This is a genomic window from Paractinoplanes brasiliensis (assembly GCF_004362215.1).
In the GTDB taxonomy this organism is placed as follows: Bacteria; Actinomycetota; Actinomycetes; order Mycobacteriales; family Micromonosporaceae; genus Actinoplanes; species Actinoplanes brasiliensis.
In genome coordinates this window covers 1,043,933-1,069,803 of the sequence record NZ_SNWR01000001.1, presented here as the reverse complement: position 1 = coordinate 1,069,803, position 25,871 = coordinate 1,043,933, and the positions used below count along the sequence as shown (strand labels likewise).

Annotated in this window: 27 protein-coding genes; 17 read left to right on the top strand and 10 right to left on the bottom strand. The window is 71.2% G+C overall.

Annotated features, from left to right (window positions below):
* Positions 1 to 74 precede the first annotated feature (74 nt).
* Positions 75 to 2,105 (top strand): S9 family peptidase, encoded by a 2,031-nt coding sequence (locus C8E87_RS04335; RefSeq protein ID WP_203720697.1) that lies wholly within the window; start codon positions 75 to 77, stop codon positions 2,103 to 2,105.
* Positions 2,106 to 2,179: 74 nt separating this feature from the next.
* Positions 2,180 to 2,917: an aminoglycoside phosphotransferase family protein gene (locus C8E87_RS04330; RefSeq protein ID WP_133871885.1), complete on the top strand. Its 738-nt coding sequence runs from the start codon at positions 2,180 to 2,182 to the stop codon at positions 2,915 to 2,917.
* 702 nt (positions 2,918 to 3,619) lie between these two features.
* Here C8E87_RS04330 and C8E87_RS04325 read toward each other — a convergent pair.
* Complete coding sequence (locus tag C8E87_RS04325) at positions 3,620 to 4,429, bottom strand: phytanoyl-CoA dioxygenase family protein (RefSeq protein WP_133871884.1); 810 nt, start codon at positions 4,427 to 4,429, stop codon at positions 3,620 to 3,622.
* Positions 4,430 to 4,484: 55 nt separating this feature from the next.
* Here C8E87_RS04325 and C8E87_RS04320 point away from each other — a divergent pair, with 55 nt between their 5' ends.
* The 4 genes from C8E87_RS04320 (at position 4,485) to C8E87_RS04305 (ending at position 8,218) form a co-directional block, all read left to right on the top strand.
* Positions 4,485 to 5,510 (top strand): LacI family DNA-binding transcriptional regulator, encoded by a 1,026-nt coding sequence (locus C8E87_RS04320; RefSeq protein WP_133871883.1) that lies wholly within the window; start codon positions 4,485 to 4,487, stop codon positions 5,508 to 5,510.
* Between the two features lie 62 nt (positions 5,511 to 5,572).
* Positions 5,573 to 7,156 (top strand): M28 family peptidase, encoded by a 1,584-nt coding sequence (locus C8E87_RS04315; RefSeq protein WP_133871882.1) that lies wholly within the window; start codon positions 5,573 to 5,575, stop codon positions 7,154 to 7,156.
* A 25-nt stretch (positions 7,157 to 7,181) separates the two neighbouring features.
* The gene (locus tag C8E87_RS04310; RefSeq protein ID WP_133871881.1) at positions 7,182 to 7,391 is read left to right on the top strand and encodes a dodecin; all 210 of its coding nucleotides are present in this window, start codon (positions 7,182 to 7,184) and stop codon (positions 7,389 to 7,391) included.
* Between the two features lie 317 nt (positions 7,392 to 7,708).
* Positions 7,709 to 8,218, top strand: a complete 510-nt coding sequence (locus C8E87_RS04305; protein ID WP_133871880.1) for a YndJ family transporter — start codon at positions 7,709 to 7,711, stop codon at positions 8,216 to 8,218.
* Positions 8,219 to 8,244: 26 nt separating this feature from the next.
* On the opposite strand, the gene C8E87_RS04300 is transcribed toward C8E87_RS04305, so the two are convergent.
* Positions 8,245 to 9,153 carry an IS982 family transposase gene (locus C8E87_RS04300; RefSeq protein WP_133876609.1) on the bottom strand — a complete coding sequence of 303 codons (909 nt, stop codon included), beginning with the start codon at positions 9,151 to 9,153 and terminating at the stop codon, positions 8,245 to 8,247.
* Between the two features lie 46 nt (positions 9,154 to 9,199).
* Between C8E87_RS04300 and C8E87_RS04295 the strand changes: the two genes are divergently transcribed.
* Both C8E87_RS04295 and C8E87_RS04290 read left to right on the top strand, forming a co-directional pair.
* Positions 9,200 to 9,973 (top strand): DUF1990 domain-containing protein, encoded by a 774-nt coding sequence (locus C8E87_RS04295; RefSeq protein WP_133871879.1) that lies wholly within the window; start codon positions 9,200 to 9,202, stop codon positions 9,971 to 9,973.
* Positions 9,974 to 9,976: 3 nt separating this feature from the next.
* Positions 9,977 to 10,264, top strand: a complete 288-nt coding sequence (locus C8E87_RS04290; RefSeq protein WP_133871878.1) for a hypothetical protein — start codon at positions 9,977 to 9,979, stop codon at positions 10,262 to 10,264.
* 171 nt (positions 10,265 to 10,435) lie between these two features.
* On the opposite strand, the gene C8E87_RS04285 is transcribed toward C8E87_RS04290, so the two are convergent.
* Positions 10,436 to 10,843, bottom strand: coding sequence for a PPOX class F420-dependent oxidoreductase (locus C8E87_RS04285; RefSeq protein WP_133871877.1), 408 nt, complete (start codon positions 10,841 to 10,843; stop codon positions 10,436 to 10,438).
* A 345-nt stretch (positions 10,844 to 11,188) separates the two neighbouring features.
* On the opposite strand from C8E87_RS04285, the gene C8E87_RS04280 reads away from it, so the two are divergent.
* Positions 11,189 to 11,434 carry a hypothetical protein gene (locus C8E87_RS04280; RefSeq protein ID WP_133871876.1) on the top strand — a complete coding sequence of 82 codons (246 nt, stop codon included), beginning with the start codon at positions 11,189 to 11,191 and terminating at the stop codon, positions 11,432 to 11,434.
* Here C8E87_RS04280 and C8E87_RS04275 read toward each other — a convergent pair.
* The 7 genes from C8E87_RS04275 to C8E87_RS04245 all read right to left on the bottom strand — a co-directional run bounded on the left by C8E87_RS04275 (position 11,407) and on the right by C8E87_RS04245 (position 15,776).
* Positions 11,407 to 11,778 carry a hypothetical protein gene (locus tag C8E87_RS04275; RefSeq protein ID WP_133871875.1) on the bottom strand — a complete coding sequence of 124 codons (372 nt, stop codon included), beginning with the start codon at positions 11,776 to 11,778 and terminating at the stop codon, positions 11,407 to 11,409. The genes C8E87_RS04280 and C8E87_RS04275 overlap by 28 nt on opposite strands.
* Positions 11,779 to 11,849: 71 nt before the next feature.
* Complete coding sequence (locus C8E87_RS04270) at positions 11,850 to 12,512, bottom strand: siderophore-interacting protein (RefSeq protein ID WP_166661077.1); 663 nt, start codon at positions 12,510 to 12,512, stop codon at positions 11,850 to 11,852.
* Between the two features lie 41 nt (positions 12,513 to 12,553).
* A complete protein-coding gene (locus C8E87_RS04265; protein WP_133871873.1) occupies positions 12,554 to 12,958 on the bottom strand; it encodes an MmcQ/YjbR family DNA-binding protein in 405 nt (134 codons plus the stop codon).
* A gap of 48 nt (positions 12,959 to 13,006) precedes the next feature.
* Complete coding sequence (locus C8E87_RS04260; RefSeq protein WP_239080668.1) at positions 13,007 to 13,486, bottom strand: SRPBCC family protein; 480 nt, start codon at positions 13,484 to 13,486, stop codon at positions 13,007 to 13,009.
* A 64-nt stretch (positions 13,487 to 13,550) separates the two neighbouring features.
* On the bottom strand, positions 13,551 to 14,732 hold the full coding sequence (locus C8E87_RS04255) for an acyltransferase family protein (protein WP_133871872.1): 1,182 nt from the start codon (positions 14,730 to 14,732) through the stop codon (positions 13,551 to 13,553).
* Complete coding sequence (locus C8E87_RS04250; RefSeq protein WP_133871871.1) at positions 14,729 to 15,289, bottom strand: hypothetical protein; 561 nt, start codon at positions 15,287 to 15,289, stop codon at positions 14,729 to 14,731. Before C8E87_RS04250 ends, C8E87_RS04255 begins: the two co-directional genes overlap by 4 nt.
* Positions 15,282 to 15,776: an RNA polymerase sigma factor gene (locus C8E87_RS04245; RefSeq protein WP_133871870.1), complete on the bottom strand. Its 495-nt coding sequence runs from the start codon at positions 15,774 to 15,776 to the stop codon at positions 15,282 to 15,284. The genes C8E87_RS04250 and C8E87_RS04245 overlap by 8 nt, the downstream gene beginning before the upstream one ends.
* A 196-nt stretch (positions 15,777 to 15,972) precedes the next feature.
* On the opposite strand from C8E87_RS04245, the gene C8E87_RS04240 reads away from it, so the two are divergent.
* From C8E87_RS04240 to C8E87_RS04205, 8 genes are all read left to right on the top strand, one after another.
* Positions 15,973 to 18,603 (top strand): glycosyl hydrolase, encoded by a 2,631-nt coding sequence (locus C8E87_RS04240; RefSeq protein WP_133871869.1) that lies wholly within the window; start codon positions 15,973 to 15,975, stop codon positions 18,601 to 18,603.
* 131 nt (positions 18,604 to 18,734) lie between these two features.
* The gene (locus C8E87_RS04235) at positions 18,735 to 20,438 is read left to right on the top strand and encodes a serine/threonine-protein kinase (protein WP_239080677.1); all 1,704 of its coding nucleotides are present in this window, start codon (positions 18,735 to 18,737) and stop codon (positions 20,436 to 20,438) included.
* Positions 20,439 to 20,447: 9 nt separating this feature from the next.
* On the top strand, positions 20,448 to 21,563 hold the full coding sequence (locus tag C8E87_RS44500) for a hypothetical protein (RefSeq protein WP_203720986.1): 1,116 nt from the start codon (positions 20,448 to 20,450) through the stop codon (positions 21,561 to 21,563).
* A 352-nt stretch (positions 21,564 to 21,915) separates the two neighbouring features.
* Positions 21,916 to 22,389 (top strand): DUF8108 domain-containing protein, encoded by a 474-nt coding sequence (locus C8E87_RS44495; RefSeq protein WP_203720987.1) that lies wholly within the window; start codon positions 21,916 to 21,918, stop codon positions 22,387 to 22,389.
* Positions 22,390 to 22,468: 79 nt separating this feature from the next.
* Positions 22,469 to 23,068, top strand: a complete 600-nt coding sequence (locus tag C8E87_RS04220) for a PadR family transcriptional regulator (RefSeq protein WP_133871868.1) — start codon at positions 22,469 to 22,471, stop codon at positions 23,066 to 23,068.
* Complete coding sequence (locus C8E87_RS04215; protein WP_133871867.1) at positions 23,065 to 23,790, top strand: ABC transporter ATP-binding protein; 726 nt, start codon at positions 23,065 to 23,067, stop codon at positions 23,788 to 23,790. Before C8E87_RS04220 ends, C8E87_RS04215 begins: the two co-directional genes overlap by 4 nt.
* Positions 23,787 to 25,145 carry an FtsX-like permease family protein gene (locus C8E87_RS04210; protein ID WP_203720988.1) on the top strand — a complete coding sequence of 453 codons (1,359 nt, stop codon included), beginning with the start codon at positions 23,787 to 23,789 and terminating at the stop codon, positions 25,143 to 25,145. Before C8E87_RS04215 ends, C8E87_RS04210 begins: the two co-directional genes overlap by 4 nt.
* 62 nt (positions 25,146 to 25,207) lie before the next feature.
* Positions 25,208 to 25,843, top strand: a complete 636-nt coding sequence (locus C8E87_RS04205; protein WP_133871866.1) for a dihydrofolate reductase family protein — start codon at positions 25,208 to 25,210, stop codon at positions 25,841 to 25,843.
* Positions 25,844 to 25,871: the final 28 nt, after the last annotated feature.

Below are 25,871 nucleotides of genomic sequence, written 5' to 3'. Positions count from 1 at the left end.
GAGCACGGGACGGCCGGTCGTCACAGGACGTTTCAGGGTCGGTAACACCCGTCCGGCGGTGATAGAAACGGACGGTGACTGCCTTCGCGGACCTCGATGCGTACGTTCGTCTACCCCGCCTCGACGGGCTGTGGCTCTCGCCCGACGGCGGCCGGCTCGTGGTCGGCATGGCCGGCCCGAACGAGGAGAACAACCGCTACACCACCGCGCTGTGGGAGGTCGACCCCGAGGGGCGGCGACCCGCCCGGCGGCTCACCCGCAGCGTCAAGGGTGAGGCCGCGGCCGCCTTCACCCCCGGCGGCGACCTGCTGTTCACCTCGGCCCGGCCGCGCCCCGGCGATGACGACGAGGACGTCTCGGCGCTGTGGCGGCAACCCGCCGGCGGCGGCGACGCGTACGTGATCGCGAAACTGCCCGGCGGGCTCAGCGGCGTGCGGGTCAGCCCGGACGGCACGCTGGTGGCCGGTTCGCCGATCATGCCCTCGGCGGCGGGGGCCGGCGACGACGAGGAGGTCCGCAAGCAGCGCAAGGAGTCGGGCGTCTCGGCGATGCTGCACGAGGGATACCCCGTGCGGTTCTGGGACCACGACCTCGGCCCGGCCCTGCCGCGGCTGGTCACGGCCCCGCTGTCCGACTCGCTGGAGCTGCGTGATCTGACCGGGCACGTCGGGCCGGCGCTGGACAACGAGGGGGACTGGGATCTCAGCCCCGACGGACGTACGGTCGTCGCCACCTGGGCGGTCAGCGAGCAGGCGGGGTCGCTGCGCGCCACGGTCGTCGCGATCGACGTCGCCACCGGCGAGCGGCGCACGATCGCCGACGACGCCGGTCACGACTACGAGTCGCCTCACATCTCGCCCGACGGCGCCACCGTCGCGTTCTCGGCGCGCGCCCGCTCCACGACCGAGGAGCCGGGTGACGTCTGGCTCTGCCTCGCGCCGCTCGCCGGTGGTCCCGTACGGGCCCTGACCGCCGACTGGGACCGCTGGCCCGGCCCGGCCCGCTGGACCCCGGACAGCGCCGCCCTGATCGTGGCGGCCGACGACGACGGGCGCGCGCCGCTGTGGCGGGTCGACGCCGCCGACGGGCAGGTCACCCGGCTCACCCCGGACAACGGCTGCTACTACGACGTACGCGTCTCGCCCGACGGCCGCTGGGCGTACGCGATGCGCAGCGCCGTCGACAGCCCGCCCTCACCGGTGCGGGTCAGCCTCACGGGGTCCGTCGAGTTCCTGCGTGGTCCGGCTTCGGGGTCGCCTGGACCGGCTGCCGTCGAGTTCCTGCGCGGCCCGGCCGAGGCGCTGGAGCTTCCCGGACGGCTCGAGGAGGTCGAGACGACCGTGGCCGACGGATCCCGCGTACGGGCCTGGCTGGCTCTGCCGCACGGCGGCACCGCGCCGTTCCCGCTCGTGCTGAAGATCCACGGCGGGCCGGTCAGCTCGTGGAACTCCTGGTCCTGGCGGTGGAACCCGTGGGTGTGGGTGGCCCGGGGCTACGCCGTGCTGATGCCCGACCCGGCCCTGTCCACCGGCTACGGCTACGAGTTCATCAAGCGGGGCTGGGGCGCCTGGGGCGACAAGCCGTACACCGACCTGATGGCCATCACCGACACCGTCGTCGCCCGCCCCGACATCGACGAGACCCGTACGGCCGCGGCCGGCGGCTCCTTCGGCGGGTACATGGCCAACTGGGTCGCCGGGCACACCGACCGCTTCGACGCCATCGTCACCCACGCGTCGCTGTGGGCGCTCGACCAGTTCGGCGCGACCACCGATCACTCGTTCTACTGGGCGCGCGAGCTGAGCCCGGAGCGTCAGCACGAGAACTCGCCGCACCGCTTCGCCGACGCCATCACCACGCCGATGCTGGTCATCCACGGCGACAAGGACTACCGCGTGCCGATCGGCGAGGGTTTGCGGCTGTGGTGGGATCTGGTGTCCCGCTCCAAGGAAGACGGAGTGCCGCACAAGTTCCTGTACTACCCCGACGAGAACCACTGGATCCTCACCCCGGGCAACGCCAAGGCCTGGTACGCGACCGTGCTGGCCTTCCTCGACCACCACGTACGGGGTGAGGACTGGGAGCGGCCCGACCTGTTCGGCTGACCTCGAATATCGGGTGACGGCGCCGGGCACGTTGCGCACAATGGCCGGTATGCGTGAGGTCAGCGTGGGCTTGCATGGATGAGGTCAGCGTTGTCGTGGCGCACAGCGAGCGCGCCACGCTGCGTGTCGGTGACGTCTTCCTCAAGGTCGACGGCGATCCGCGGCGTCTTGATCGCGAGGTCGAGGCGATGGCCCTGGCCCCTCTGCCGACCCCGCGGGTGTTGTGGCGCCGGCCGAACGTCCTCGCCGTCGCCGCCGTGCCCGGCATGGCCCTCGGCGTTCTCGGGGAGCCGTCACCTGCCTCCCCGGCGGCGTGGGCCGCCGTCGGTGCCGCCGTGCGACAACTGCACGAGGCGCCGCTGCCCCCGTGGATCGGTCCCGGCCTCGACGAGATCACCGCCGAGCTCGACGCCGAGTGCGAGTGGCTCATGGGCAGCGGTGTGCTCCCGCCTTCGCTCATCCGGCGCAACCGCGAGGTCGCCGGGATCGCGCTCCGCCCCTGGAAACCCGCCTTCGTCCACGGCGACATGCAGATCACCCACTTCTTCGTGGACGGCGACCAGCTGGTCGGCGTGATCGACTGGTCCGAGGCGGCTCAGGGTGACCCGCTGCTCGACCTCGCGGTGCTGACACTCGGCCACGAGGAGCGCTTGGACGACCTGCTCGCCGGTTACGGCGCCGACGTGGACGTCGACGTGATCCGCGCGTGGTGGTCGGTCCGCAGCCTGACGGCTTCCCGGTGGCTGCTTGAGCACGGCTTCGACCCCAACGAGCCAGGCTGCGAGTTCGACGTGCTCAGAGCCTGCAGGTAGGCCGTCCGCGAGCTGCTGGGGGAGTCGGCCCGGCCGTGGTGGCTGCGGCTTTGGTGCTGCTACGCCGTGCCGTCACCGTCGCGGGCGGGGTGTAAGGGCGCGCCGACGAACAACAAGGGGCGTTCTTCCGAGTGGATCTGTTATGTGGTGCCCGTGATCTTATGGAGCGCGGCCGAGGTCCGCTGAGGGCGGACAGCGTTACCGCTGGTCACCGCAGCGCTGCCAGATCAACTGGCCGGAGTTGTCGACGACGAGGGCCGTTACAGCCGGCTCTGTGTAGTCCACGTGCGGATGTGGTGCGACGCCGGGGTGATGTGGTCGCGCACGTGCGGGGCGGGTTGCGCCCTGGTGCGGATTGACAGGAGTTGTGTGGGCGCGGTCGGTGGGTGGTTGCGGTGACCACTCGCGGCCGTCGTTCGGCTGCGGGTGGGTGCAACTCGTCATTCTGTGGTCGAGCTCAGAGCCTTCTTGAAACCGGAAGAATGTGCGGCCGGTACAGATAAGTCGCGCTCCTCCTCCAGCTCCCGGAACCGGTGCCGCACCTCGGCGTTCTCCTGCTCGACCGGGCCGGCCGCCTCACCCGCCGCCGGGACCGCATGCGCGGGCCGAGGGCTCGCGCCGCGACGCTCGTCGTCGAGCCGTACCCAGCTGCGCGGCGTCTCCCGGTTGAGGCCCAGGTCATCGGCGGCTGCGGGGGAGGGCTCAGGCGTCGCCCATGACCAGGCCCTCGATGGTGTGCTTCTGGGTGATCGGGGTGAGCTTGTCGACGATCGGGCAGTGCAGGTGGTCGCGGACCTGCTCGGGCAGCGCGTCCCAGTACCCCTGGGTCACCGCCATGGCGTGCTTGTCGCCGTTGGTGGCGTCGGGGGCGTCGACGCCGAGGACCAGCACCGGGCGGGACAGCTCCGACTTGTTCGCCGTGCCGCGGTGGACGGTGAGCGCGGAGCGGGCCGAGATGTCGCCGCGCTGGGGGTATTTGCGGACGGCCAGCTCGTTGTAGCGGGCGTAGTGCGTCTTGGGCGGGAACATCTCGTGCCCGAACTCGGGGCTGTCGTCGAACTGGGTGCCGGGGGCGATCTCGAACGGGCCCATGTCGTCGGTGGTGTCGACGCCGGTCAGGTTGAAGGCCAGGGAGTTGAGCCGGCCCTCTTTCCTGGTCACCTCGGGCATCGGGAAGTCGCGGTGCCACGGCTGGTTGACCGCGCCGGCGAAGGGGATGTCGAAGCCGAGTTCGACGATCTCGTAGCCGGGGCCGAGGACGTCGGTGCACACGGCGGTGACCCACGGGTGGGTGACCAGGTCGACGAAGCCGCGCAGCTGCTCGGGGTGGATCTCGACGTAGTAGCGCTTCGGGCCGCGGCCCACCGCGCCGCCGGGACGGTTGATGGCCTCGTCGAACGCGGCCTCGATGTCCTCGCGCATCGCGTCGGCCCAGGCCACGCTGAACGCGCCGCGCAGGGCGGTGATGCCGTCGGTGTAGATCGCCTCGCGGGCTCCCTCAGCAATAGTCATACCCCCATGTTGCAACGTTGCATGCCACGTTGCAAGTGCTGGGTACGATGCTTCCGTGGGAGCCAATCTGAGGCAGGTCGCCGAGCGCGCCGGTGTCTCCGTCCGCACGGTGTCCAACGTCGTCTCCGGGTTTCCGCTGGTCTCGCCGCAGACCCGCGAGCGCGTGCAGCGGGTCATCGACGAACTGCAGTACAAACCCAACGCCGCCGCGCGGCACCTGCGGGGCGGGCGGTCCGGGCTGGTCGCGCTGGTGCTGCCCGAGATCGCCTCGCCCTACTTCGGCGAGCTCGCCGGGCATCTGGCCGACGGCGCCGAGGCGTACGCGTGGACGTTGCTGGTGCAGCAGACCGGTGGCGACGCCGCCCGGGAGCGAGAACTGCTTGACGGCGTACGGGGTCAGTCCGTCGACGGCCTGATCGTGAGCCCGTGGGCCCTCTCGCCGGCCGAGCTGACCCGACGGCCCGACAGCGCCCCGCTCGTGCTGCTCGGCGAGCAGGACGCCGACGGGCTGCTCGACCACGTGGCGATCGACAACGTGGCCGCGGCGGCCGCCCTCACCCGCCACCTGATCGAAAGCGGCCGCACCCGGATAGCCGCCGTCGGGCTCCAGCCGCACCTCGAGAACGGCACGGCCGCGCGGCGTGCGCAGGGTTACCGGCAGGCCTTGGCCGCGGCCGGGATCCCGTACGGGAAAGAACTTGAAGTTGACGTGAAGAGCCTGCACCGGGCCGACGGCGCCGCGGCGATGAACCGGCTGCTCGACAGCGGAACCGAGTTCGACGCGGTCTTCTGCTTCACCGACCAGCTCGCCCTCGGCGCCATGCACGTCGCGATCGAGCGGGGGCTGCGCGTGCCCGAGGACCTCGCCGTGGCCGGGTTCGACGACATCGAGGACGGCCGGTACGCCAACCCGGCGCTCACCACCGTCTCGCCCGACAAGGCTGCCCTGGCCGACGCGGCCCTCGCCTGCCTGGCCGAGCGGGTGGCCCGCCGCGACGATCCGCCGCCCGCCCGCCGGATCATCGTGCCCTACCACCTCGAAGTGCGTGGCAGTGCTCCCCTGAACGGAGGTTCCCGGTAACTCATCGACTCATTTAGGTTGCTGGATGTCCCGTTCACTGTCCGTCAACAGGGGAGCACAACGTGGTGTCTCGCACTCTTCTCAAACGCGTGGGCGCAGCGGCGGCGGCCGCGGTCCTGCTCGGTGGCTTCGCCGTCGCGCAGCCGGCCCAGGCGTCCGGCAGATCCACCGACCTCGCCAAGTCGGTCACGCTCGCGGGCGTGCTGCGCCACCTGGTGGCCTTCCAGGCGATCGCCAAGCTCAACGGCGACACCCGGGCCTCGGGGACACCCGGCTACACGCGCAGTGCCGACTACGTCGCCGGCCTGATGCGCGCGGCGGGTTATCGCGTGACGCGGCAGCCGTTCCCGTTCAACTTCTGCTCCGACGACGCGTCGTCGTTCACCCAGAACACCCCGAACCTGACCACGTACGTGGACCAGGTCGACTACGACGTGCTCGACTGCTCGGGCAACGGCACGGCCACCGGTACGGTCGTACCGGTCGATCTGCAGCTGACCACGCCCAACACCAGCACGTCGGGCTGTGAGGCGGCCGACTTCACCGGCGTCACCGGCAACATCGCGCTGGTGCAGCGCGGCGGCTGCGCGTTCGGCATCAAAGCGGCCAACGCCCAGGCCGCGGGCGCGACCGGCGTCATCATCATGAACCAGGGCAACACCACCGCGCCCGACCGTCAGGACCTCTTCCTCGGCACGCTCGGCGACCCGGTGAGCATCCCGGCCATTTCGATCTCCTACCCGCAGGGCGTGGCGTTCGCCGGCACCGCTGACCTGACCGTCACGATCACGGCCGACACAGTGGCCGAGGTCCGCCAGACCGAGAACGTCATCGCCGAGTCCCGTTACGGCGACGCCGACAACGTCGTGATGGCCGGCGCCCACCTCGACTCGGTGCCGGAAGGGCCGGGCATCAACGACAACGGCACCGGCAGCGCCGGCATCCTCGAGACCGCGCTGCACGCCCGCAACCTCAAGAGCAAGAACAAGCTGCGGTTCGCCTGGTGGGGCGCCGAGGAGGCCAACCTGGTCGGCTCGACGTTCTATGTGAACAGCCTGACCGAGGCCGAGCACGCGAAGATCAAGCTGTACCTGAACTTCGACATGATCGGCTCGCCCAACTACATGTTCGGCGTGTACGACGGTGACGACTCGGCCGCCTCAGGCGCCGGTCCCGGGCCGGACGGCTCGGCGCAGATCGAGAAGGTCTTCCTCGACTTCTTCGCCAAGCGCAAGCAGGCCACGGCGCCGTCCGACTTCACCGGCCGCTCCGACTACGGCCCGTTCATCGGCACCGGCATCCCGGCCGGCGGCCTGTTCACCGGGGCCGAGGTCGAGAAGACCACGGAGGACGTCAAGAAGTGGGGCGGTATCGCCGGCGTGGCGTACGACCCCTGCTACCACCAGGCGTGCGACAGCTTCACCCCCGAACGCGACGGCGCCGACAAGGCCGTCTACGCCCAGCTCCGCAAGAAGTACAAGCTGATCGGCAACGTGAACACGTTCGCGCTGGAAACCAACGCCGACGCCGTGGCGACCGCGGTGGGCAAGTTCGCCCAGGACATCTCGTCCATCCCGCCCCGCCCCGCCACGATGGCGGCGGCTGCGCGCATTTCTCACGCCGGGGGCCACGGTCTGGTTGAGTGAGAAGATCCGACTCGAGGAGGCTGTCATGGGCAATCACGTGTACCGGCTGACCGAGGTCGTCGGGAGCAGCCAGGAAAGCGTCGACGACGCGATCCGCACGGCGATCCGCAAGGCGGCCCAGACCGTACGCAACATCGAATGGTTCGAGTCCCAGGAGATCCGGGGCCAGGTGGTGGACGGCGACGTCGCCTACTTCCAGGTCCGGCTGAAGATCGGGTTCCGGGTCGAGGACTGACGGTTCGTCAGCCGATGGGCGGGTGCTGAGCCCGCCCATCGGCCTGCTCAGCGCCGGGTGAGACCGATCAGGACCCGTACGAAGGTGTCCCGCTCGCCGGGCTTGCAGGCGGCCAGCATCTCGGCCTCCCCTACGCGCCCGACTTCGAGGCGCCGGCGCTCGCCCGGGATGCGGCCCGAGCCGTTCCCGATGGGCCGGAACGCCTCGTTGACGGCTCCCCGTTCGCGCCGGCCCTGCCGGCCCCCTGCGGGTCGTGGGATGGGCTTGACGGCGTGCTAACTTGAACATGTTCAGTTGAACGCGTTCAAGGGGGCGTCATGGACAGGCTGAGCGGAGCCGGCTGGGCCGGGCTGTACGCGGTGGTCGCCGTGTGCGTGTTGCTTTTCGTGCCGCTCGGGTTGGGGGCGCTCGGACATCGGACCAGGCTCGTCCGCTGGTGGCCCGCGGTTGCCGTGCCCGCCGTCGTGGCGATGACCCTGCCGCGCGGCTGGGTCGCCGGCCTGCTCTGCCTGCCCTACCTCGTCGCCTGCTCGGCGGTTCCGGTGCTGCTCCGGCGCGACTGGCTGGTGGCCTTCGCGGCGGCGTGCCTGCCCGTGGCCGCGGCGGGACTGGCGGCCGAGCGGGCCGGATATGCGCTGCTCGGGTTCCCGCCCGGGATTCTCGGGCTCACGGCTGCGCACTTCCACGTGGCCGGGTTCGGCGCGATGCTCCTGCTCGCGCTCACGGGCGAGCACAGGCTGCTGGCGCCGGCCGGTGTGGCGGTGGTCGGGCTGGGATTCGTGGTCGGCGGAACGACCGGTGACCTGATCGAACTGCTAGATCGTTGACCGGAAATTGTGTGCTGGTGGCGGGGTCAGTGGTCGTAGGCGATTAGTGAGCGTTTGACCGGTGCGTCGATGGTCCAGTTGTGCCAGATCACGGCGTTGAGGGCGAGGAGGCGTTGCAGGACGCGGGTCCAGAGTCCGGCGGGGACACGCGCGTTGTGGTGTTCGAGGCCGAGCTGGTTTTTCAGGGTCCAGATGATCGCTTCGATGCGTTGGCGCAGCCAGTTCGGGAACGGGCGCGGGGTTTTCTCGTCCCGGCGGGCCGGGCGTACCAGGGTCAGGTCCAGGTCGTCGAGGAATTCTTCGACGTCGGCGCCGGAGAGGCCCTTGTCGGTGACGATGATGCTGCCGGGTTCGGGCCGGTTGATCGGCTGGCGGGTCAGGGTCTGGCGGGTCTGTTCGCGTTCGCCGGCCAGTTTCGGGTTCGCCAGGCTGAACCCGGTGACCGTGCCGTCCGGGGTGGTGATCAGCAACAGTTTCGTGCCCCAGTACCAGCGGGAGTGCGCTGATTCGTAGCCGTAGCCGGCGTAGCCGAACAGATCCGAGCGTTGCGCGGTGGTCTTGGACTGCCCGCACCCGATCGGTGTGGCGTCCATCAGGCGCAGCGGTTCGGCGCTGCCCGGTGTCCGCCCGGCGAGCCAGCGCAGGGCTGCTTCGAACAGGTCGGCTGCGTTCTTGAGGCGTTCGTTGTATTCGCTTTGGCTCAACAGGCGGGGGAACAAATGCCCGACCCTGCCCGGCGCGGCACGTAGCCAGTGGTGTTCGTCGTTGTAGCGCAGCAGAACCTGCGCCACCGCCAGGCAGCACAGTTCCGCGTCGGTGACCAGCGGTGGCCTGCCAGGTCCCCGCCGGGCCCGGCGGGGGCGTGAGGCCGGGATGATCCGGTCGTCGAGTTCCACGTACAGTGCGATCAGAAGAGTGTCCAGGTCGGCGTCCAACACGGCTTCCTTGTGAGGTTCGACGTTCGGGTAAGCAACGCCGATCATGGACACTCTTCGTCTTTACGTCACGAACCCGGCCGTGCGTGTCTCCACCAGCACCGAATTTCCGGTCAACGATCTAGGGGCCGGGCTGCTCAGCGCCGGGCTGTGGCTGGCAGTCGCCGCCCGTACGGGGAAGGCCTTTCGCTTCCTGCTGGCGTTGAGCATCCTCACGATGGGGCTGGCGCTGCTGTACGCGTCGGGCCAGGTCGTCGAGCTGCCGCACCTCAACCTGACCTGGATGGTCCTGACCCACGGGGTGCTGAACGCGGCGGCCGTGCTCACCGCGCTGGTCGTCGCCTACGCCGGCCGGGCGCAGACGCACACGTGGACGCACCGGATCGGCGCCGGGCGGGAACGGTTCGAGCTCGCCTCCCACGCGCTGCTGACCTGGGAGATGCACCGCCGTTCGGGGGCCTGGGTCGACCCGTCCGCGCCGCCGGCCCACCGCGGGCAGCACATGCGCTCCGACCTGGGATTCGGCCGCCTCCGGGTGCCCGAACCGTGTGAGGTGCTGGACGTCGTACGGGAGGAGACGCGCACCTCGATGCACTACCTGGCGCTGCCCGGGCACACCTTCGAGGGCGACGAGCGCTTCACCGTGCGGCTCGACCCCGATGATTCCGTACGCTTCGAGGTTGCCGTCACCGCCAAGCCGGCCCGCACGATCAGCCGCCTCGCCGGGCCCGCGGTCCCGGTCGTGCAGTGGCTCTTCATCGCTCGCTGCGCGTGGACCCTGGCCCGTTACACCGGCGCAAGGGCCGTCCGTACGATCTGACCCGTGACAGCGCTGCGATGGTACGCGGGAATTGCCCTGGTGTTGTTCGGCATCGTGCCCACGGTGATGGTCGCGCTGCTGGTCAACGGCGGCCGCACCCCGTCGTCGGTGGGTTACCTGCTGCTCGTCGGCATCCCGCTGGTGGGGGCTGCGGCCGTTTTCGCCGTACGGGGGTTCCTCGAGCGCGACCCCGAACAGGCCGCGCGCCGGCTGCACCTGAGCATGGCCCTGGTGGCCGGCGCCGACCTGATCCTGCTCGGCGGCAACGCCCTGCTCCGAATGAACGCCTGAACCGCCGCACCCTCCGGATGCGGGGGTGGGCTGCTCCCTGCTCCGGGTTCGAAACGCGCGCCCTCGCGCCCACCGGGTGAGCGCCTGAGCTGCCGGTTTGCTGCGTCCCTGCGCCGCCGGGTGAACACCTGGCCCGCCGGGTGGCGACGCCCTGTTTCGGTGGGCGCCTGCTCAGTCGGCGAGGTCGCCCCAGGCGTGCCAGCGTTCGATCACGAGCCGGCCGCTGATCCGGGCCCGTTCCCGGTTCGGATACGGGTTGCCGCCGTAGTGCCGCGACAACGCGTCGATGTCCTGCAAGCCGACGTCATCGGTGAGTTCCTCGACGCGGCCCTGCAGGCTGACGTGGGTGTACCAATTGTCCTTGTCGAGCACGGTCAGGGAGACCCGCGGGTCGTTCTGCAGGTGCTTGAGCCGGGCGCGCCCGGCGTCAAGGTTGAGCAGCACCCGGCCGTCGTCCTCGAAGAGATACCAGGTGGCCACGGAGACGGGTCGCCCGTCCTTGGCCAGCGTGGCCATCACGGCGGGGTTGGGCTGGCGGAGCATGGCGGCGACCCGATCGGGCAGAGGTTCGGTAGACATGATCAAAGCCTAGGGTTTCCGCCCCGTCCCCGCCGATTCGGCCGACGGAAGCAACGGCTGCATTCAGTCCGTCGGGACAGGGGCACGTTGATCGTCTCCGGTCGGGGCCGGCCGACCTGGCGAGGTCCGAGCCGCCGGCGGATCGGTGGCTCGGCGGGGTGGCGGTCGGGTTGGCGGGGTGGCGGGGTCCGGGTCGCTGGCTGGGCGGCCGTCCGGCCGACGGTGGGATGGCCGGCCGGACGACCCCCTGCGGCGGAGTTCCTGATCTTGGGGCCGCGTCGTCGTGGGATTGCGGGGACGGGCGTTCACACTCTGATCACTGATCTTGACTACGGGGTGGGAAAAATGACCAGCAGCACCGAGCTCGTCGACGCGTTCCTCTCGACTCTGCGCAAGCACGGCGTGCGGGTGGAGCGGCAGGCCGTCGAGGCCGAAGTGGGCGAGCGTCTGGCCGACATCGCGGAACGTCTCGGGGTCGGCGTGCCCACGGTCCTGCGGGAGCACGCCACCGCCGACTGGGGGCGGCAGATGGCGCTGGCCGTGGTGGCGCAGATCCGCGACGATCACCTGCTCGACGTGGCGCCCCGCTGATCTTCGCTGAACCGGTTCATCTCCTCGGCGTGGTGGGCGGACGGCGTGTGGCCCCCGGGGTGGCCGTCGAACAGCGAGCACTCGTGCTTCGACCGGTGCTCCGGGCACCACGTGTACGGGTTGATCTCGGACGCGCTCAGGGTCCACTGGATCCACCACATCGTGGTCTCCACCTGTTGACCGAGCGCGGCGTGCGAGCCCTCATGCCCGCACTCGAGCTCACAGCCGAGCTCGGACTGGACGCTCGGCGCCTCGGCCGGAAGCCCGTTGAAGAAGGCGAGCTGGGCCGCGTCGAGCGTGATGCGGGCGGGGCAGATCATCACTGGTTGGCAATCGACAGACATGACTGTCTGCTTTCCCGCTTCGGCCGCAACTGAACCGCATCAGTACAGGTGGGGAACGATCTTGCGGGGCCTCAGTCCCGGGTTCCCGCGCCGAACCCCGGGCGGCCCGGCGCCCACTGCGGCTGCAGCAGCACGGACCGGCGGGGCCAGCCGCGCTGTTCGACGAGGTGGCGTTGCAGCAGGCGGCACGTGTCGCTCTCGCCCGCGATGTACGCCGTGCCGGGGTGGGCCGGCAGTTGCAGGTCCTGCACCGCGCGCAGCAGCACCCGGGAGCCGGCCGCCGGGGCCGCGCCGCGATGCACCCACGGGAACGGCGTGAAGGCGGCGAAGTCGGGGACCTCGTTGCCGGGCGTGGTGGTCTCGAAGATCCCGTACGTCTCGGCCTCCCGCCCCAGGGCGGCGCGCATGGCCAGCAGCGGCACGGCGCCGGTCTCGTCCCCGATGAACAGGTGATATCGGGCCGTCCCGTCGAGGGTGATCTTGCTGCGGGGTGGTTCGACGGTGACCCGGTCGCCCACCGCGACGGCGCGGGCCCACGTGCAGCCGGGCCCGCCCGCGTCGTGCAGGGCGATCCGCACCGTCATCGAGGCAGCGCCGGGATCGTGCCGCCACAGCGAATAGACCCGCCGGTCGGGGGTGTGCACCACGACGTGGGCGCCGGGGCGGCAGCGCAGTCGCCGCAACTCGGGCCCGACCAGCTCGATCTGCCGCATGTGCGCGGCGACATCGGACACGGCGCGCACCTTGGTCACCAGGGGCGCTCGTCTCGGCTGTGTCATTCGGTCATCCGGGCGGCGAGGAACTTCGGCGCCATCGCGCAGTAGCTGTCGGTGACCAGTTCGGCGATCTCGGTCCAGTCCGTGTGGTCGCCGAGGATGACGGCAGCGACGTTGTCACCCCAGAGCGCCCGGAAGAACGGGAACCCGCTCGAGGTCAGCCCGGCCAGGTCGTCGGCGGGCACCCGGAACGTCATCACCGTGGGCGGTTCGCCGTCGACGACGTGCGCGGCGTATTCCGGGTATCGCTGAACGTCCGGGACGTAGACGTGCGCGACGGTCCGCTTCCGGATGCGCCACCGCACGCCGATCCAGGCCGGTTCCTCGTACGCCTCCGGCAGCCCTCTGCAGATCGCCCGCAGACGGTCCAGAATGTCCGGCGGCACGTCCCCAGGTTCCGACATGGGCCGACGATAACGGCTCCCCCCGACAAAACAGCTCGCCCCGGCAGCTCACAGCCCGTCGGGGAAGCGGTCGGACACCAGGTTCAGCTCGATCTTGTGTTCGAGCAGGGCCTTGAGCCCGGCCAGCACCAGCGTGAAGCCCTCGACCGAACCCATGGCGTGGGCCGCCACCGTGTCGCCGTCGCCGGTGAACCCCGACTCGGTGATCGACACGAGCGTGGTGTCCTCGGGGCGGGCGGTGAACACCCACTCGACGGTGGTGGGGTGTTCCTCCGAGGTCCACTCGATGACCAGCCGCCTGTCCTGGTCGAACTCCTTGACCAGCACCGTCGAGGAGACGCCGTACATCTCCCAGACCCAGGTCACCTTTGCCGCAGGGGCGAGCCGCCCGCTGCCGTGGCTGAACCAGAACCGGGTGGTGACGGCAGGGTCGACGAACGCCTCGAAGACCTCGGACACGGGCCGGCGGATGAGCATCTCCGCCTTCGAACTCGGCACACTCGTCATCCGCAGATCGCTGGTGGACATCGTCCAAGACCCTCTCGTGTCGACTGCGCGGAAGCTTCAGAGGACCAAAGGTTCGGATGAGGAGTCAAGGGACACGCACGGACGAGCCGACCAGCTGACCCGGAATCCGGACCGCGCCGGGCGGGGCTGTGCCGGCCGGAGCCGTGCCGGGCGGAGCCGTGCCGGGCGGGGCTGTGCCGGGCGAGGAGGCCTCGCGCGGGGTGAGCGTCATGCCCCGCAACCGGCGGCTCAGGGGACGCTCGACGTAACGGTGGACCAGCCACGCCAGCCCCAGCATGAGCAGCGTCGTCGCGGCGATCATGAGCCAGACCGGGGCGGTGGTGTGCTCGTAGGCGGCGCGGATGGCGGTGTGCCCGAGCCGCGAGTGCAGCAGGTAGAGGGGATAGGTGAGCGCGCCGGCGACGGTGAGCCAGCGCCATTGGATGCGGTCGGTGTGGCCGAGCGCGATCAGCAGCAGAGCCGCGTACGAAAGCGTGACGATCAGCAGGCCGGGCCACGACGGCACCGGGAACCCCGAGCGCATCTCGCCGAGGCGGTCGTCCACCCGGGACAGGCAGACCAGCCAGGCGAAGCCCGTGATGCAGTACAGCAGCGGGGTCGGGCCGAAGCCGTGGATCAGGTAGAGGGCGAGGCCACCGATGAAGTAAGGGGCGAAGTCGCTGATCGTCAGCGCGGTCAGGGCCGGGCTGTCCAGCGTGGGCACGAACACGGCGACCGTCATCCACACCGCGCACAGCAGCACGGCCCGCTGGTAGGTCAGGCCGCCGCGGGCCAGCACCAGCGCCATGATCAGATAGAACTTGAGCTCGACCAGCAGGGTCCAGTAGACGCCGTCGACCGGGTGGTGGCCGAGCGGCTGCGGCAGCATGGTCAGGTTGACCAGGATGTCGATCACGCTCGGCCGGCCGCCGTCGGTCACGCCGCCCCTGAGCGGGTAGGCCATGGCGACGACGCCGGTGAGGACAACGGCCACCCAGAACGCGGGGAACAGCCGGCTCACCCGCGAGACGAAGAACTGCCCGAGCGTACGGCCCCAGCTGCTCATGCCGATCACGAAGCCGCTGATCAGGAAGAACAGCTCGACGCCGAGGAACCCGTACACCGTGACGTGCACGGTCGTCGGCAGGAAGTGCTCCGGAACCCGTTCGCCGTCGATGCGCCACGCGACGGTGTAGTGGAACGCGAGGACGGCGAGGGCGGCGAGCAGGCGGAGCCCGTCGATCGCGGCCAGCCGGGGGCGCCTCACCGTTCGGTCAGTTTCAGCGCGTACGCGTCGTGCAGGCCTCCGCCGACGAGGATGCGTATGCTGCCGTCGCGCGGCATGGTGAACACGTAGTCACGGACCGTGCCGTCGTCGGTGCACGGGACCGAGTTCTGCTGTTCGATGGCGCCGTCGAGCAGGATCGTGATCGCCAGCGGCGACGGTCCTGAACAGCCCACCTTCAGCAGCCAGTTGCCGCCCGAGGCGCTGTACCCGACGTCCTGGGAGTACTCGCCCATCACGACGTCGGCGTGGTCGGCCCCGGGGACCAGTGCGGCCGCGACCTCGGCCTTGTCGGGCCGCCCGGGTGGGGCCGGCGCGCTGGCCGAGGCCGAGGCGGCGGGCAGGACGGCGCCGCCGTTGTCGCGCTGGGTCACCACGTACGAGCCGAAGGCCGCGATCGCCACGGCGGCCAGGGCCGATGCCCGTACGGTGGCCCGGCGGTGCACCGTACGGCGGGCGGCCTCGGCGCCGGGCGCCTGCACCTCGGGCAGCGTGCGGCGGCGCAGGTCGTCGAAGAGGGGGGTCAGCGGATCAGACATGACGGTCCTCCAGCTGGCCGGCCAGGGCCGTGCGGCCGCGGTGCAACCACGACTTGACGGTGCCGTCGGCGACGTTCTCCCGTTCGGCGATCTCGGACACGCTCATGTCGCCCAGGTAGTGCAGGACCACCGCGCGCCGCTGGGCCGCGGGCAGGGTGGCGAGCGCGGCCACCAGGTCGACGCGGTCGGTGCTCGGGCCCTCGACCTGCGGCTCCTGCAGGCGTTGCCGGCGCACGAACGACAGCGCGGTGCGGGAACGGCGCCAGCGGCTGACGGCCAGGTTCCACGCGACCCGGCGCACCCAGGCCACCGGATCGTCGTAACGGGACACCTTCGACCAGCGGCGCAGCGCCCGGCAGAACGCCTCCTGCACGACGTCCTGTGCTTCCTGCCGGTCGCCGAAGTACGCGTACAGCTGCACGGTGAGGTTGGCGTACTGCGCGGCGTACACCGCGTCGAAGTCCGCTGGCGGTTCGGCGGCGGGCATGGACGTCGGTGCTCCCCTCGGAGGTCTCTCCGCGGTGGTGGTCATGGCGACTACACGCGGCGCCCGCGATCAAGGTTGCACCCAATCTTGCCCTTCCACCGCCGGATGCTTCCCGAACGACGCGTATTCACGTCCGTCATCAGCCGTTAACGTGAGAGCGCTCTCAACGTCCCCCCTAGACTCGGAGCCCGTCCTCATGCCATCCCGCCGAAGACTCGTCTCCTCGCTGGCCGCGGTCGCGCTCGCGGCCGGATCAGGAGTGCTCGCCGTGACCCTGATCAGCACCGCCGAAGCCGCCACCGTCGGCGCCGGCAGCTACACCGAGACCCTCCCGGCCGGCGCCAAGCTCCCCACCGGCTGCGGCGCCATGTCGACCAACCCCCGTCAGTACGTCACCTCGAACGCCCCCGCCGGCGCGGTGCCGACCAACGACTGGTGGTCGTCGCTGCTGTTCAAGAAGGGCGACGACTGCAACTTCTCGCAGCCGCTGTTCGCGGGCCCGGCGTCCTATCGCCCCGTCGCGGGCGGGCTCGGCCTGTCGTACCAGACCGACCCGGCCATCAGCGGCAGCCCCACCGGCCTGGGCGAATACCACTACCCGTACGCGCAGCACATCGTGGTCGGCGTGGCCGGGCTCAACGCTCCCCGGGCGCTCGTCGACGGCTGGAGCGACTGGACCGTCACGCCGTCGTGGAGTGACGGCGCGCGCACGCTGAAGGCCACCATCGGGCACGGCCTGCCGCTGTCGTACTACCGCGTCACCGGCGGCGACGCCCAGCTCAGCATCACCGGGCCGCCCACGGTCTGGCAGAACTCGGGCGGCCGGATCGGCTTCTCGATCGGCGGGCACGATTACGTCGCGTACGGGCCCTCGGGGTCGGCCTGGACCCAGTCGGGCAACACCCTGCGCTCCACGCTGAACGGCCAGGGCTACTTCTCGGTCGCAGTGCTTCCGACGCTGTCGAGCGCGAGCGCGGCCGACAAGACCGCGCTGGCCGACCAGTTCGGGCAGTACGCGCACAACCACGTCACCGGCACCCGCATGGCCTACAACTACAACCAGGCCAACGGCACGGTCACCACGACGTACAGCTTCACCACGCAGAACTTGGCGGGCGGCTCCGGCGGCACGGTCATCGCGCTCTACCCGCACCAGTGGCGCCACCTGACCGGATCAACCCCGCTTTCCCGTACGTACGTGTCGCCGCGCGGCGCCATGAAGGTCGTCACCGGGACGCAGTTCCAGACGTCGATGCGCTACTCGGGTGTGCTGCCCGAGTTGCCCGCCGTCGGCGACTCCAGCGGCGCTGACCTGAGCCAGATCACCACGCTGCTCACCAACGAGCTCGGCAACCCGGCCGACTTCCGCGGCAACGACACGTACTGGACCGGCAAGGGCCTGGGCCGCGCGGCTCGCATCGCCGAGATCGCCGACCAGCTGAACCTGACGTCCGTACGGGATTCCGCCCTCAACGTCATCCGCACGCGCCTGACCGACTGGTTCACCGCGTCGGCGGGCAAGAACGAGCGGGTCTTCTACTACGACAGGAACTGGGGAACGCTGATCGGCTACCCCGCCTCGTACGCCTCCGACGAGGACCTCAACGACCACCACTTCCACTACGGCTACTTCATCGCGGCGGCCGCCACGCTGGCCAAGTTCGACCCGTCGTGGGCCTCCACCTCCCGGTACGGGGGCATGGTCGACCTGCTGATCCGCGACGCCAACAACTACGACCGCAACGACACCCGCTTCCCGTACCTGCGTGACTTCGACATCTACGCGGGCCACGACTGGGCGTCCGGGCACGGGGCGTTCGGCGCCGGCAACAACCAGGAGTCGTCCTCGGAGGGGCAGAACTTCGCCAACGCGCTGATCCAGTGGGGGCAGGCCACCGGCAACAACGCGATCCGTGACGCCGGCATCTGGATCCACACCACCCAGTCCGCGGCGATCAACGAGTACTGGTTCGACGTCCGCAACGAGAACTTCCCGGCGAGCTGGGGCCACAACTACTCGGCCATCGTGTGGGGTTCCGGCGGCGCGTACGCCACCTGGTTCTCCGGCGAGCACGAGATGATCGTCGGCATCAACATGCTGCCGATCACGGGCGGACAGCTGTACCTGGGCGAATACCCGGCCGCGGTGCGCAACACGTACGCGGAGATGGTCCGCAACAAGGGCGGCGAGCCGACCGTGTGGCGGGACATGCTCTGGCAGTACCTGGCCCTGGGCGACCCCGACGCGGCGATGAGCAAGTGGCGCGCGGCCGGCAACTACACGCCGGAGGAGGGCGAGAGCAAGGCCCACACGTTCCACTGGATCCGCAACCTGCAGGCGCTGGGCCAGGTGGACGCTACCGTCTCGGCCAACCACCCCCTCGCGAAGGTGTTCAGCAAGAACGGCGCCAAGACGTACGTGGCCTCCAACATCACCAACAACGCGCTGACCGTGACGTTCACCGACGGGCGCACGCTCTCGGCGCCGGCCGGCAAGACCGTCGCGAGCGGCGCCGTCAACTGGACGGGCGGCAACGCCACCGGCGGCGGCACCACCACCCAGCCGCCGACCACCCCGCCCACGACGCGCCCGACCACCGCTCCTCCGACCACTGCTCCTCCGACCACCGCGCCCCCGACCACCCTGCCCCCGACCACCCTGCCCCCGACAACCGCGCCCGCGGGCACGGCGTGGGCCCCCAACACCCCGTACGCGATCGGCGCCGTTGTCACGTACGACGGCGTCCGCTACCGCTGCATCCAGGCCCACACCTCGCTGGTGGGCTGGGAGCCGCCGATCGTCCCGGCCCTCTGGTCGCGGATCTGAGCCGTCCCGGCGGGTGTGGTGGGCATTCACCGCACCCGCCGGGACCTTGCGACGTACGGCGGCCAGGGTCGCCCGTACGGCTGGCGAAAAGAGCCGTTGCGGGGATCCTTCACCGTCGATGCGTGGCCACAATGGGCGGCGCGGCGGAGACCGACATCCGTCCCTTCGATGGTGGAGTGCTCGCGATGAGCGGCTGGCAGCTGTCCGGCTACACGCCTGTTCGTCCGCTCGGCGCCGGTGCGTCGGGCAGCGTCGTGCTCGCCACCCACGACGAGACCGGCACCGCCGTCGCGATCAAATACCTGGCCCACGGGCTCGGTGACGACACCGCCTTCCGGGCCGACTTCCGCCGCGAGGCCCGGCTGCTCGGCGAGATCGACGACCCCAACATCTCGCGGCTGTACGAGTACGTCGAGTCGGCCGGCGGCGCGGCGATCGTGATGGAGCTGGTCAACGGCGTGTCGCTGCGGCAGATGCTGCGCGAGCACGGCCCCACCACCCCCGAAGCGGCGCTCTGCGTGCTCAAGGGCTCCCTCGCCGGGCTGGCCGCCGCGCACGCCCACGGCGTGGTGCACCGCGACTACAAACCCGAGAACGTGCTGGTCACGGGGGAGGGGCGCAGCAAGCTGGCCGACTTCGGCATCGCCACGCCGGTCGGCCAGGGCACCGGGACAGTTGTCACCGGCACGCCCCGCTACATGGCGCCCGAGCAGTGGACCGGGGTGCCGGCGACCCCGGCCTGCGACATCTACGCGGCCACGGCCACCTTCTTCGAGTGCCTCACGGGAAAACCCCCGTACGACGGTCCGAACCTGTTCGCGCTCTACGAGCAGCACGTCAACGCGCCCATCCCGACCGAGCCCGCGCCGGCGCCGGTGCATGAGCTGCTGCGGCACGGCATGGCCAAACAACCCGCCGACCGGCCGCCGCACGCCGTGGCCTTCCTCGACCAGCTCGAGCAGGTCGCCGGGACGGCGTACGGGCCGGACTGGGAGGACCGCGGGCTGCGCGAGCTGGCGCGCCGGGCCGCCCTGCTGGCCGCCTTGTGGCCGTTCCCGGAGGGCTCCGACGGCTCGGTCAGCGTCGCCACCACGTCGGTCGGCTTCATGCGGAGCCGCAAGGGGCTCGCGCTGACCGGCGGGGCCCTCGTCGCCGCCCTGCTCGTCGGCGGGGCGGCTTATCGGTACGCGGCGGCCGCGTCACCGGCCACCGCCGAAGCCCGGGCCAACTCTGTCTTCGGGCCGGGGTCCACAACCGCTGCGCCCTTGGTGTTGCCCAGCGGCACGGTGACCCCCACCCCGGCGCCCACCGCCACCGCGACCCCTGCCCTGACCGCGACTCCGACGGCCGCTCTGCCCGGGACCAGCGCCGCCACGACCGGCCCGCCGCCGGACCCTGGGGCGCCTGCGCCCCCACCCGCCCCCACCCCGGCGGCCACCACGCCGAGCCCGCCGGCCAGCGCCTCCCCGTCGACCAGGCCCGACACTGCCGCCCCCGCCGTCGGTCGGGTCAGCGCCAGCCGGACGACGATCGAGGGCGAGAAGTGCCAGTACGGCTTCCGCACCAGCACCATCTCGGCCACCGTCACGGACGACCGCAGCGGCCCGTCGGCTCTGCGGGTCAGCTTCAGCTACTCCCTCGGCGGCTCCACCTCCACCGGGGCCATGAGCTCGGCCGGAGGCAACGTCTTCTCGGGGACGCTGGGGCCGCTGCCGATGCCGCGGACGGCAACCCGCATCCCCGTCTCGGTCACGGCCGTCGACGCCGCGGGCAACTCGGCCCAGTCGGCGTCGTCGGCCTTCGTCAGCCTCACCAACTTCTGCAGCCCCGGATAGGAGGCGGCCGTGCCGGAGGAACCGTTCGACGACCGGATGACGCCCCCGGCCGACCCGTGGGCAACCATCAACCGCCCCGCCCCCACCGTCCACCTCGACGGGACCGACCTCGACCAGACCACCCGCATCACCCCCGCCGCGTCCCGGGGCGGGCCCACTCACGTCGATCCTGCCGGGTCCCGGGACGGGGCCACTCACATCGATCCCGCAGCGCACCCCGGCGACCCGAACCAGACGGTCCACTTCGCCCCCGCCACACCGACGGTGCACGATCCTCGCTCGGCGCCGACCGTCCGTCAGCCGCCGCCGGGAATCGGTTATCAGCCGCAATCGCAGGGGATCGGCCAGTCGCCGTCCCCCGACCAACGAGCGCACGGGGAGCCGGGTGCCTACGGACCTCAGCCGGGGGCGACCGTGCGCCTCGGCGGGCCGAACCAGACCGCCCGCTTCACTCCCTCCGCGCCGGCGCCCCACGACCCGCAACCGGCGCCAACCGTCCATCAGCCGCAGTCGGCGTGGCACGATCAGGGACCGCAGCCGGCGTGGCACGACCAGCGGCCGCAACCGGAGGCCGCACGCGGCCGTCAACCGGCGCCGGCGCCGGGATCGCAACCGGCGCCAACCGTACGGGTCGAGGCCGAGCTCCGGTTCGGACCCGGCGTGCCGGCCACGCCGTCCGCCGCGCCTGACTGGCCCACCCCTGCTCCCGCCGGGCGGCCGCTGTGGCGCCGGCTGGTGTCGGTGCTCTCCACACTGCTCACGATCGTGCTGATCGCCGTGGTCGGGCTGTATCTGTGGCAGCGGCTCCGGCCCCTCGAGCTGGAAAGCGTCACCGTCGCCGTGCCGCAACCCGCGGGGGAGCGCTGCGACGTCACCGTCGACGTGGTCGCCACCGTACGCACCAACGGCCGCAGCGGCGTTATCCGCTACCAGTGGTTCCGCTCCGACGCCCCGCCCGGTGACGTGCTCACCGAGCAGGTCGGCCGGGGCAGGAGCACCGCCACCCTGACCCTCCGCTGGACGTTCAGCGGCGTCGGCTCCACCACCGAGACCGCCACCGTCAACATCATCGAGCCGACCCCCATCCGGTCCGGCGCCGAGGTCGCCTACCGCTGCACGGGTTGAGGGCTCAATCGAGGAAGCCCGCCGACATCACGAACAGGACGGCCCCGCCGAGAAGGCCAGAAACAGGGCCCCGGCGGCGACGGCCACCAACCCGCCCGCCCCGCACCGGCGGCCGGCATACCCCCGCTGCCAGGGCGACCCCCCCCACGAGGCCCAGGGTCGCCGGCGCACGCACCACCAACGCGATCACGGCGTGTTCGAAGGCCTTCGATTCTTCCCCTGTGCCCGCCACGGCAGACAGGCGAACTACCGGCTGTTCGGCGAGCCGAACTGACCGTCAGGACGACCTCCACCTGTCGTGAGCAGCAACTACTCTGCGGTTTCACGTCCCAAGATCCACTGGAGTGCCGCCGTGTCCCACCCGGTCCCGAACCACGACCAACCCTCCTACGGTGGCTACCCGCCCTACGGCGAGCCCCCGCCGGCCGTCGCGCCCGCTTACCCGCCGGCGTCGGCCCCGCCCGCCGCTTACCCGCCGGCCCCGCCTCAGCACTACGGTCAGCCGTATCAGGAGCAGCAGCAGTACGGCCAGCCGTATCCGCAGCAGCAGGCTTACCCGCAGCAGGGGTATCCGCAGCAGGGTTACCCGCAGCAGCCGGCCTACTCCCCGTACCCGCAGCAGCAGCCCTACCAGCAGCAGTACGCGCCCCCGCCCCAGGTCATCATCCAGAACAGCACCACCGCCGCGGCGTTCGCGGGGGGCCACGGGCTGCGTAAGCGGCAGTCGTTCGGCGTACACGTGCTGCTGTTCTTCTTCACGGCGGGCCTGGGCAACATCCTCTATGCCTGGTACGTCATCGACTGGAACCGCCGCCGCGGCCTCTGACCCGCCGGCAGTAACAAAGGGCGGTTCCTGCGGGGCCGCCCCTTGTTTCACCCTCCGTATACTGAGTATATTACCCGGTATGACGATACGGCACGCCCTGTTGGCCCTGCTCAGCGAGGGCCCGAAGTACGGCCTCCAGCTCCGGCAGGAGTTCGAAGCTCGAACGGGGGAGGTGTGGCCGCTCAACGTCGGGCAGGTCTACACCACGCTGCAGCGCCTGGAGCGCGACGGGCTCGTCGAGGTGGAGGGCTCCGGCGGCGCGAGCCCGCAGACCGTGTACGCGATCACGGCGTCCGGCTCCGGCGAGCTGAGCGAGTGGCTGCGAACACCGCCCGACGTGGTTCCGCCGCCCCGCGACGAGCTTGTCATCAAGGTTCTGGTGGCGATGCGGGTGCCCGGCGTCGATCTGCCCGCGCTGCTTCAGGTGCACCGGCGGCAGCTGGTTCAGGCCATGCAGGAGTACACCCGCCTCAAGGGCGAGGTCGCCGAGGACGAGGTGGAGCTGGCCCTCATCGTTGACGCGGAGCTGTTCCGGATCGAGGCGATCGTCCGGTGGCTCGACGCGGCGGACTCCCGGCTCAGCCGCCTGCCGGCACGCGCCTCCGGTGAACAAGCCGCGGGCGAGCAACCGGTTTCCCGGCCGCGCATCGGCCGCCGGATCGCGGGAGTCCGGCGATGAGCGCGGCGGTCGAGCTGCGCGGAGTGTCGAAGGTCTACGGATCGGGCCCCACCGAGGTGCACGCCCTGCGCGAGGTCGACCTGACCGTCCGCACGGGCGAACTGGTGGCCGTGATGGGCCCGAGCGGCTCCGGCAAGAGCACGCTGCTCACGATCGCCGGCACGCTGGAGGAGCCGACCGCCGGCGACGTCGTCATCGCCGGTCAGGAGGTGGCGCGCCGGTCCCGCAACGACCGGGCGCGGCTGCGACGCCAGACGATCGGGTACGTGTTCCAGAACTACAACCTCCTCGCCGGGCTGACGGCCGTCGAGAACGTGGCGCTTCCGCTGGAGCTGGACGGCGTGCGGGTCAAGGCCGCCCGGGCCGCCGCGATGGACGTGCTCGACCGGCTCGGGCTGGCCGAGCGGGCCACCCGTTACCCCGACGAGTTGTCCGGCGGCGAGAGCCAGCGGGTGGCGATCGCGCGGGCCGTCGTCGGTGATCGGCAGGTGCTGCTTGCCGACGAGCCCACCGGCGCCCTCGATTCGCTCAGCGGTGAGGCGGTGATGCGGATGCTGCGCCAGGCCGGTCACGACGGGGTGGCCACCGTGATGGTCACCCACGACGCCCAGATGGCTTCCTGGGCGGACCGCGTGGTGTTCCTGCGCGACGGCCGCGCGGTTGATCAGACAGCGCCCGGCCCCGGCCCGGAGTCCCTGCTCACGCCGGGAGCGAACGCGTGAGCCGGGACGGGGGACTGCCGGCCCGGCGCGCGGTTGTCCGCTGGGCCTGGCGGATGTTCCGCCGGGAGTGGCGCCAGCAGGTCATGGTGCTGACTCTGCTGGCCGTTGCCGTCGCCGTGGCCGCCGTGGCGGTGTCGGCCGGCTACCACGTGACCCCGCCGGGCGCGTGGGTGGAAGCGGCTGCCGCGGTGTTCGGCGTCTACGCGGTCGCCATGCTGCTCGTCTGCCTGATCGCGTCCGCCGGGTTCGCCGTCCTCGCGCACCGGCGGCTGCGGCAACTGGGCCTGCTCGCCGCGGTCGGGGCGAGCCCCCGGCACCTTCGCCTCGTGCTGCTGGCCCACGGCGCCGCGGTCGGTGTCACCGCCTCGATGACCGGCGCGGTCGCGGGCACCCTGATGTGGATCGCCGTGACACCACGGTTCGAGACGGTGGTGGGGCGCCGCGTCGACCGGCTGGACCTGCCGTGGTGGCAGATCGCCGCCGTCGTGCTGCTGGCCGTCCTGACGGCGACAGCGGCGGCGTGGCGACCGGCCCGCGCCGCCGCCCGGGTGCCGATCACCCGGGCCCTGTCCGCGCGCCCGCCACGACCCAAGCGGGCGCGCCGGTCGGCCGTGGCGGCTGCCGTGCTCGTCACGCTGGGCGTTGTGTCGCTCAGGATCGCTCTCGCACACCGCAGCAGCCCGGCCGCGGGCGACGATCTGCGGATCACCGAGGCGGCGCTGATCGTCGCGGGCACCCTGGCGATCGGGCTGGCGTTGCTGTTCGTCGCCCCCTCGGCGGTGCGGGTGCTCGCCGCCGCCGGCGCCCGGCTTCCCGTCGCGCCCCGGCTGGCCTGGCGCGACCTCGGCCGCCACCAGGCCCGGTCGAGCGCCGCGCTGGCCGCCATCAGCCTGGCGCTCGCCGTCCCGGCCGCCATCGTGATCGTGGCGAACGTCCTCGAACACGGCGCCGCCGGGGACAACCGCGGTGGGCTGGCGGCGTTACGGGCGATCGCGACGGCGGGCGGAGCCGTTCTCGCCCTCGCCATCCTGGCCATGACCGTCGGGCTGATCCGGGCCGAGGCGGCGGGCGACCTGCGCGTGCTCACCGCCACCGGCGCGACGGGCGGCATCCGGCGCAGCCTCACCTCGGCCACGGCCGGCGGGCTGGCGCTGCTCGGCGCGGTCCTGGGCATCGGCACGGCGTACACGCTCATCCTGGCGGGCTCGTCCCGCAGTCAGCTCACCGAGCTGGCGCGAGTGCCGGTGGTCGACCTGCTCGTGATCGCCGTCGGTGTGCCGCTGCTCGCCGCCGCTCTCGGCTGGCTGCTCGCCGGGCGGGAGCCGAGATCCCTGACGCGGCCGCTGATGGAATGACTGTCGGGCCGGGCCGGTCCCGTTCGTGGGGAGGGTGAGAGAACCCGACGAGAGGAACCGACATGACCGCCGTTTACACCTGGGACGTCTTCTCCACCCTTGACGGGTACGGCTCGTTCGTCGAGGGGGCCGACTGGGGTGGCTACTGGAGCAAGCAGGGCCCCGAGCTGCTCGCGCACCGGGCCGCCATCTTCGAGACCGGCCAGCGGATGGTCTACGGGGCCACCACGTTCCGCGAGATGGCTCAGATCATGGCGGGCGACGACCCGAACGCGCTCGACGAGTGGAACGTCCGCACGATGCGCTCGCCCGCCACGGTGATCTCGTCGACGCTGACCGGCACGCTGGGCTGGCCCGACGCGACCGTCGTGAGCGGCGACGCCGTCGAGATCGTGACCCGCCTCAAGCAGGAGTCGGACGTCCCGCTGCGCTCACAGGCCAGCCTGAAACTGAACTGGGCCCTGATGGCCGCCGGCCTGGTCGACCGCCTGCAGATCACGATTTTCCCGGTCGTTTCCGGCCGTACGGGCACCAGCCCCGTCCTCGGCGGCGCGGGCGACTTCGACCTCGAGCTGCTCGAAAGCCGGACCTTCGACAACCGCAGCCTGCAACTGACCTACCGCCCCACCCCGCACCAGGTCAGCGGCACCCGGGCGATGGCGTTCTCGACCAGGCTGCCGCCGGACTCCGGACGGTAGGCCAGCACCCGCCCGTCGGGTCGATGCT

What these genes read in the sequence shown, in the direction of transcription:
- C8E87_RS04330 (WP_133871885.1), top strand. Translation starts at nt 2,180, where the DNA reads ATGGATGAGGTCAGCGTTGTCGTGGCGCACAGCGAGCGCGCCACGCTG.
- C8E87_RS04325 (WP_133871884.1), bottom strand. Translation starts at nt 4,429, where the DNA reads ATGACTATTGCTGAGGGAGCCCGCGAGGCGATCTACACCGACGGCATC.
- C8E87_RS04310 (WP_133871881.1), top strand. Translation starts at nt 7,182, where the DNA reads ATGGGCAATCACGTGTACCGGCTGACCGAGGTCGTCGGGAGCAGCCAG.
- C8E87_RS04305 (WP_133871880.1), top strand. Translation starts at nt 7,709, where the DNA reads ATGGACAGGCTGAGCGGAGCCGGCTGGGCCGGGCTGTACGCGGTGGTC.
- C8E87_RS04295 (WP_133871879.1), top strand. Translation starts at nt 9,200, where the DNA reads ATGGACACTCTTCGTCTTTACGTCACGAACCCGGCCGTGCGTGTCTCC.
- C8E87_RS04285 (WP_133871877.1), bottom strand. Translation starts at nt 10,843, where the DNA reads ATGTCTACCGAACCTCTGCCCGATCGGGTCGCCGCCATGCTCCGCCAG.
- C8E87_RS04280 (WP_133871876.1), top strand. Translation starts at nt 11,189, where the DNA reads ATGACCAGCAGCACCGAGCTCGTCGACGCGTTCCTCTCGACTCTGCGC.
- C8E87_RS04275 (WP_133871875.1), bottom strand. Translation starts at nt 11,778, where the DNA reads ATGTCTGTCGATTGCCAACCAGTGATGATCTGCCCCGCCCGCATCACG.
- C8E87_RS04265 (WP_133871873.1), bottom strand. Translation starts at nt 12,958, where the DNA reads ATGTCGGAACCTGGGGACGTGCCGCCGGACATTCTGGACCGTCTGCGG.
- C8E87_RS04260 (WP_239080668.1), bottom strand. Translation starts at nt 13,486, where the DNA reads ATGTCCACCAGCGATCTGCGGATGACGAGTGTGCCGAGTTCGAAGGCG.
- C8E87_RS04250 (WP_133871871.1), bottom strand. Translation starts at nt 15,289, where the DNA reads ATGTCTGATCCGCTGACCCCCCTCTTCGACGACCTGCGCCGCCGCACG.
- C8E87_RS04245 (WP_133871870.1), bottom strand. Translation starts at nt 15,776, where the DNA reads ATGCCCGCCGCCGAACCGCCAGCGGACTTCGACGCGGTGTACGCCGCG.
- C8E87_RS04240 (WP_133871869.1), top strand. Translation starts at nt 15,973, where the DNA reads ATGCCATCCCGCCGAAGACTCGTCTCCTCGCTGGCCGCGGTCGCGCTC.
- C8E87_RS04235 (WP_239080677.1), top strand. Translation starts at nt 18,735, where the DNA reads ATGGGCGGCGCGGCGGAGACCGACATCCGTCCCTTCGATGGTGGAGTG.
- C8E87_RS04220 (WP_133871868.1), top strand. Translation starts at nt 22,469, where the DNA reads ATGACGATACGGCACGCCCTGTTGGCCCTGCTCAGCGAGGGCCCGAAG.
- C8E87_RS04215 (WP_133871867.1), top strand. Translation starts at nt 23,065, where the DNA reads ATGAGCGCGGCGGTCGAGCTGCGCGGAGTGTCGAAGGTCTACGGATCG.
- C8E87_RS04205 (WP_133871866.1), top strand. Translation starts at nt 25,208, where the DNA reads ATGACCGCCGTTTACACCTGGGACGTCTTCTCCACCCTTGACGGGTAC.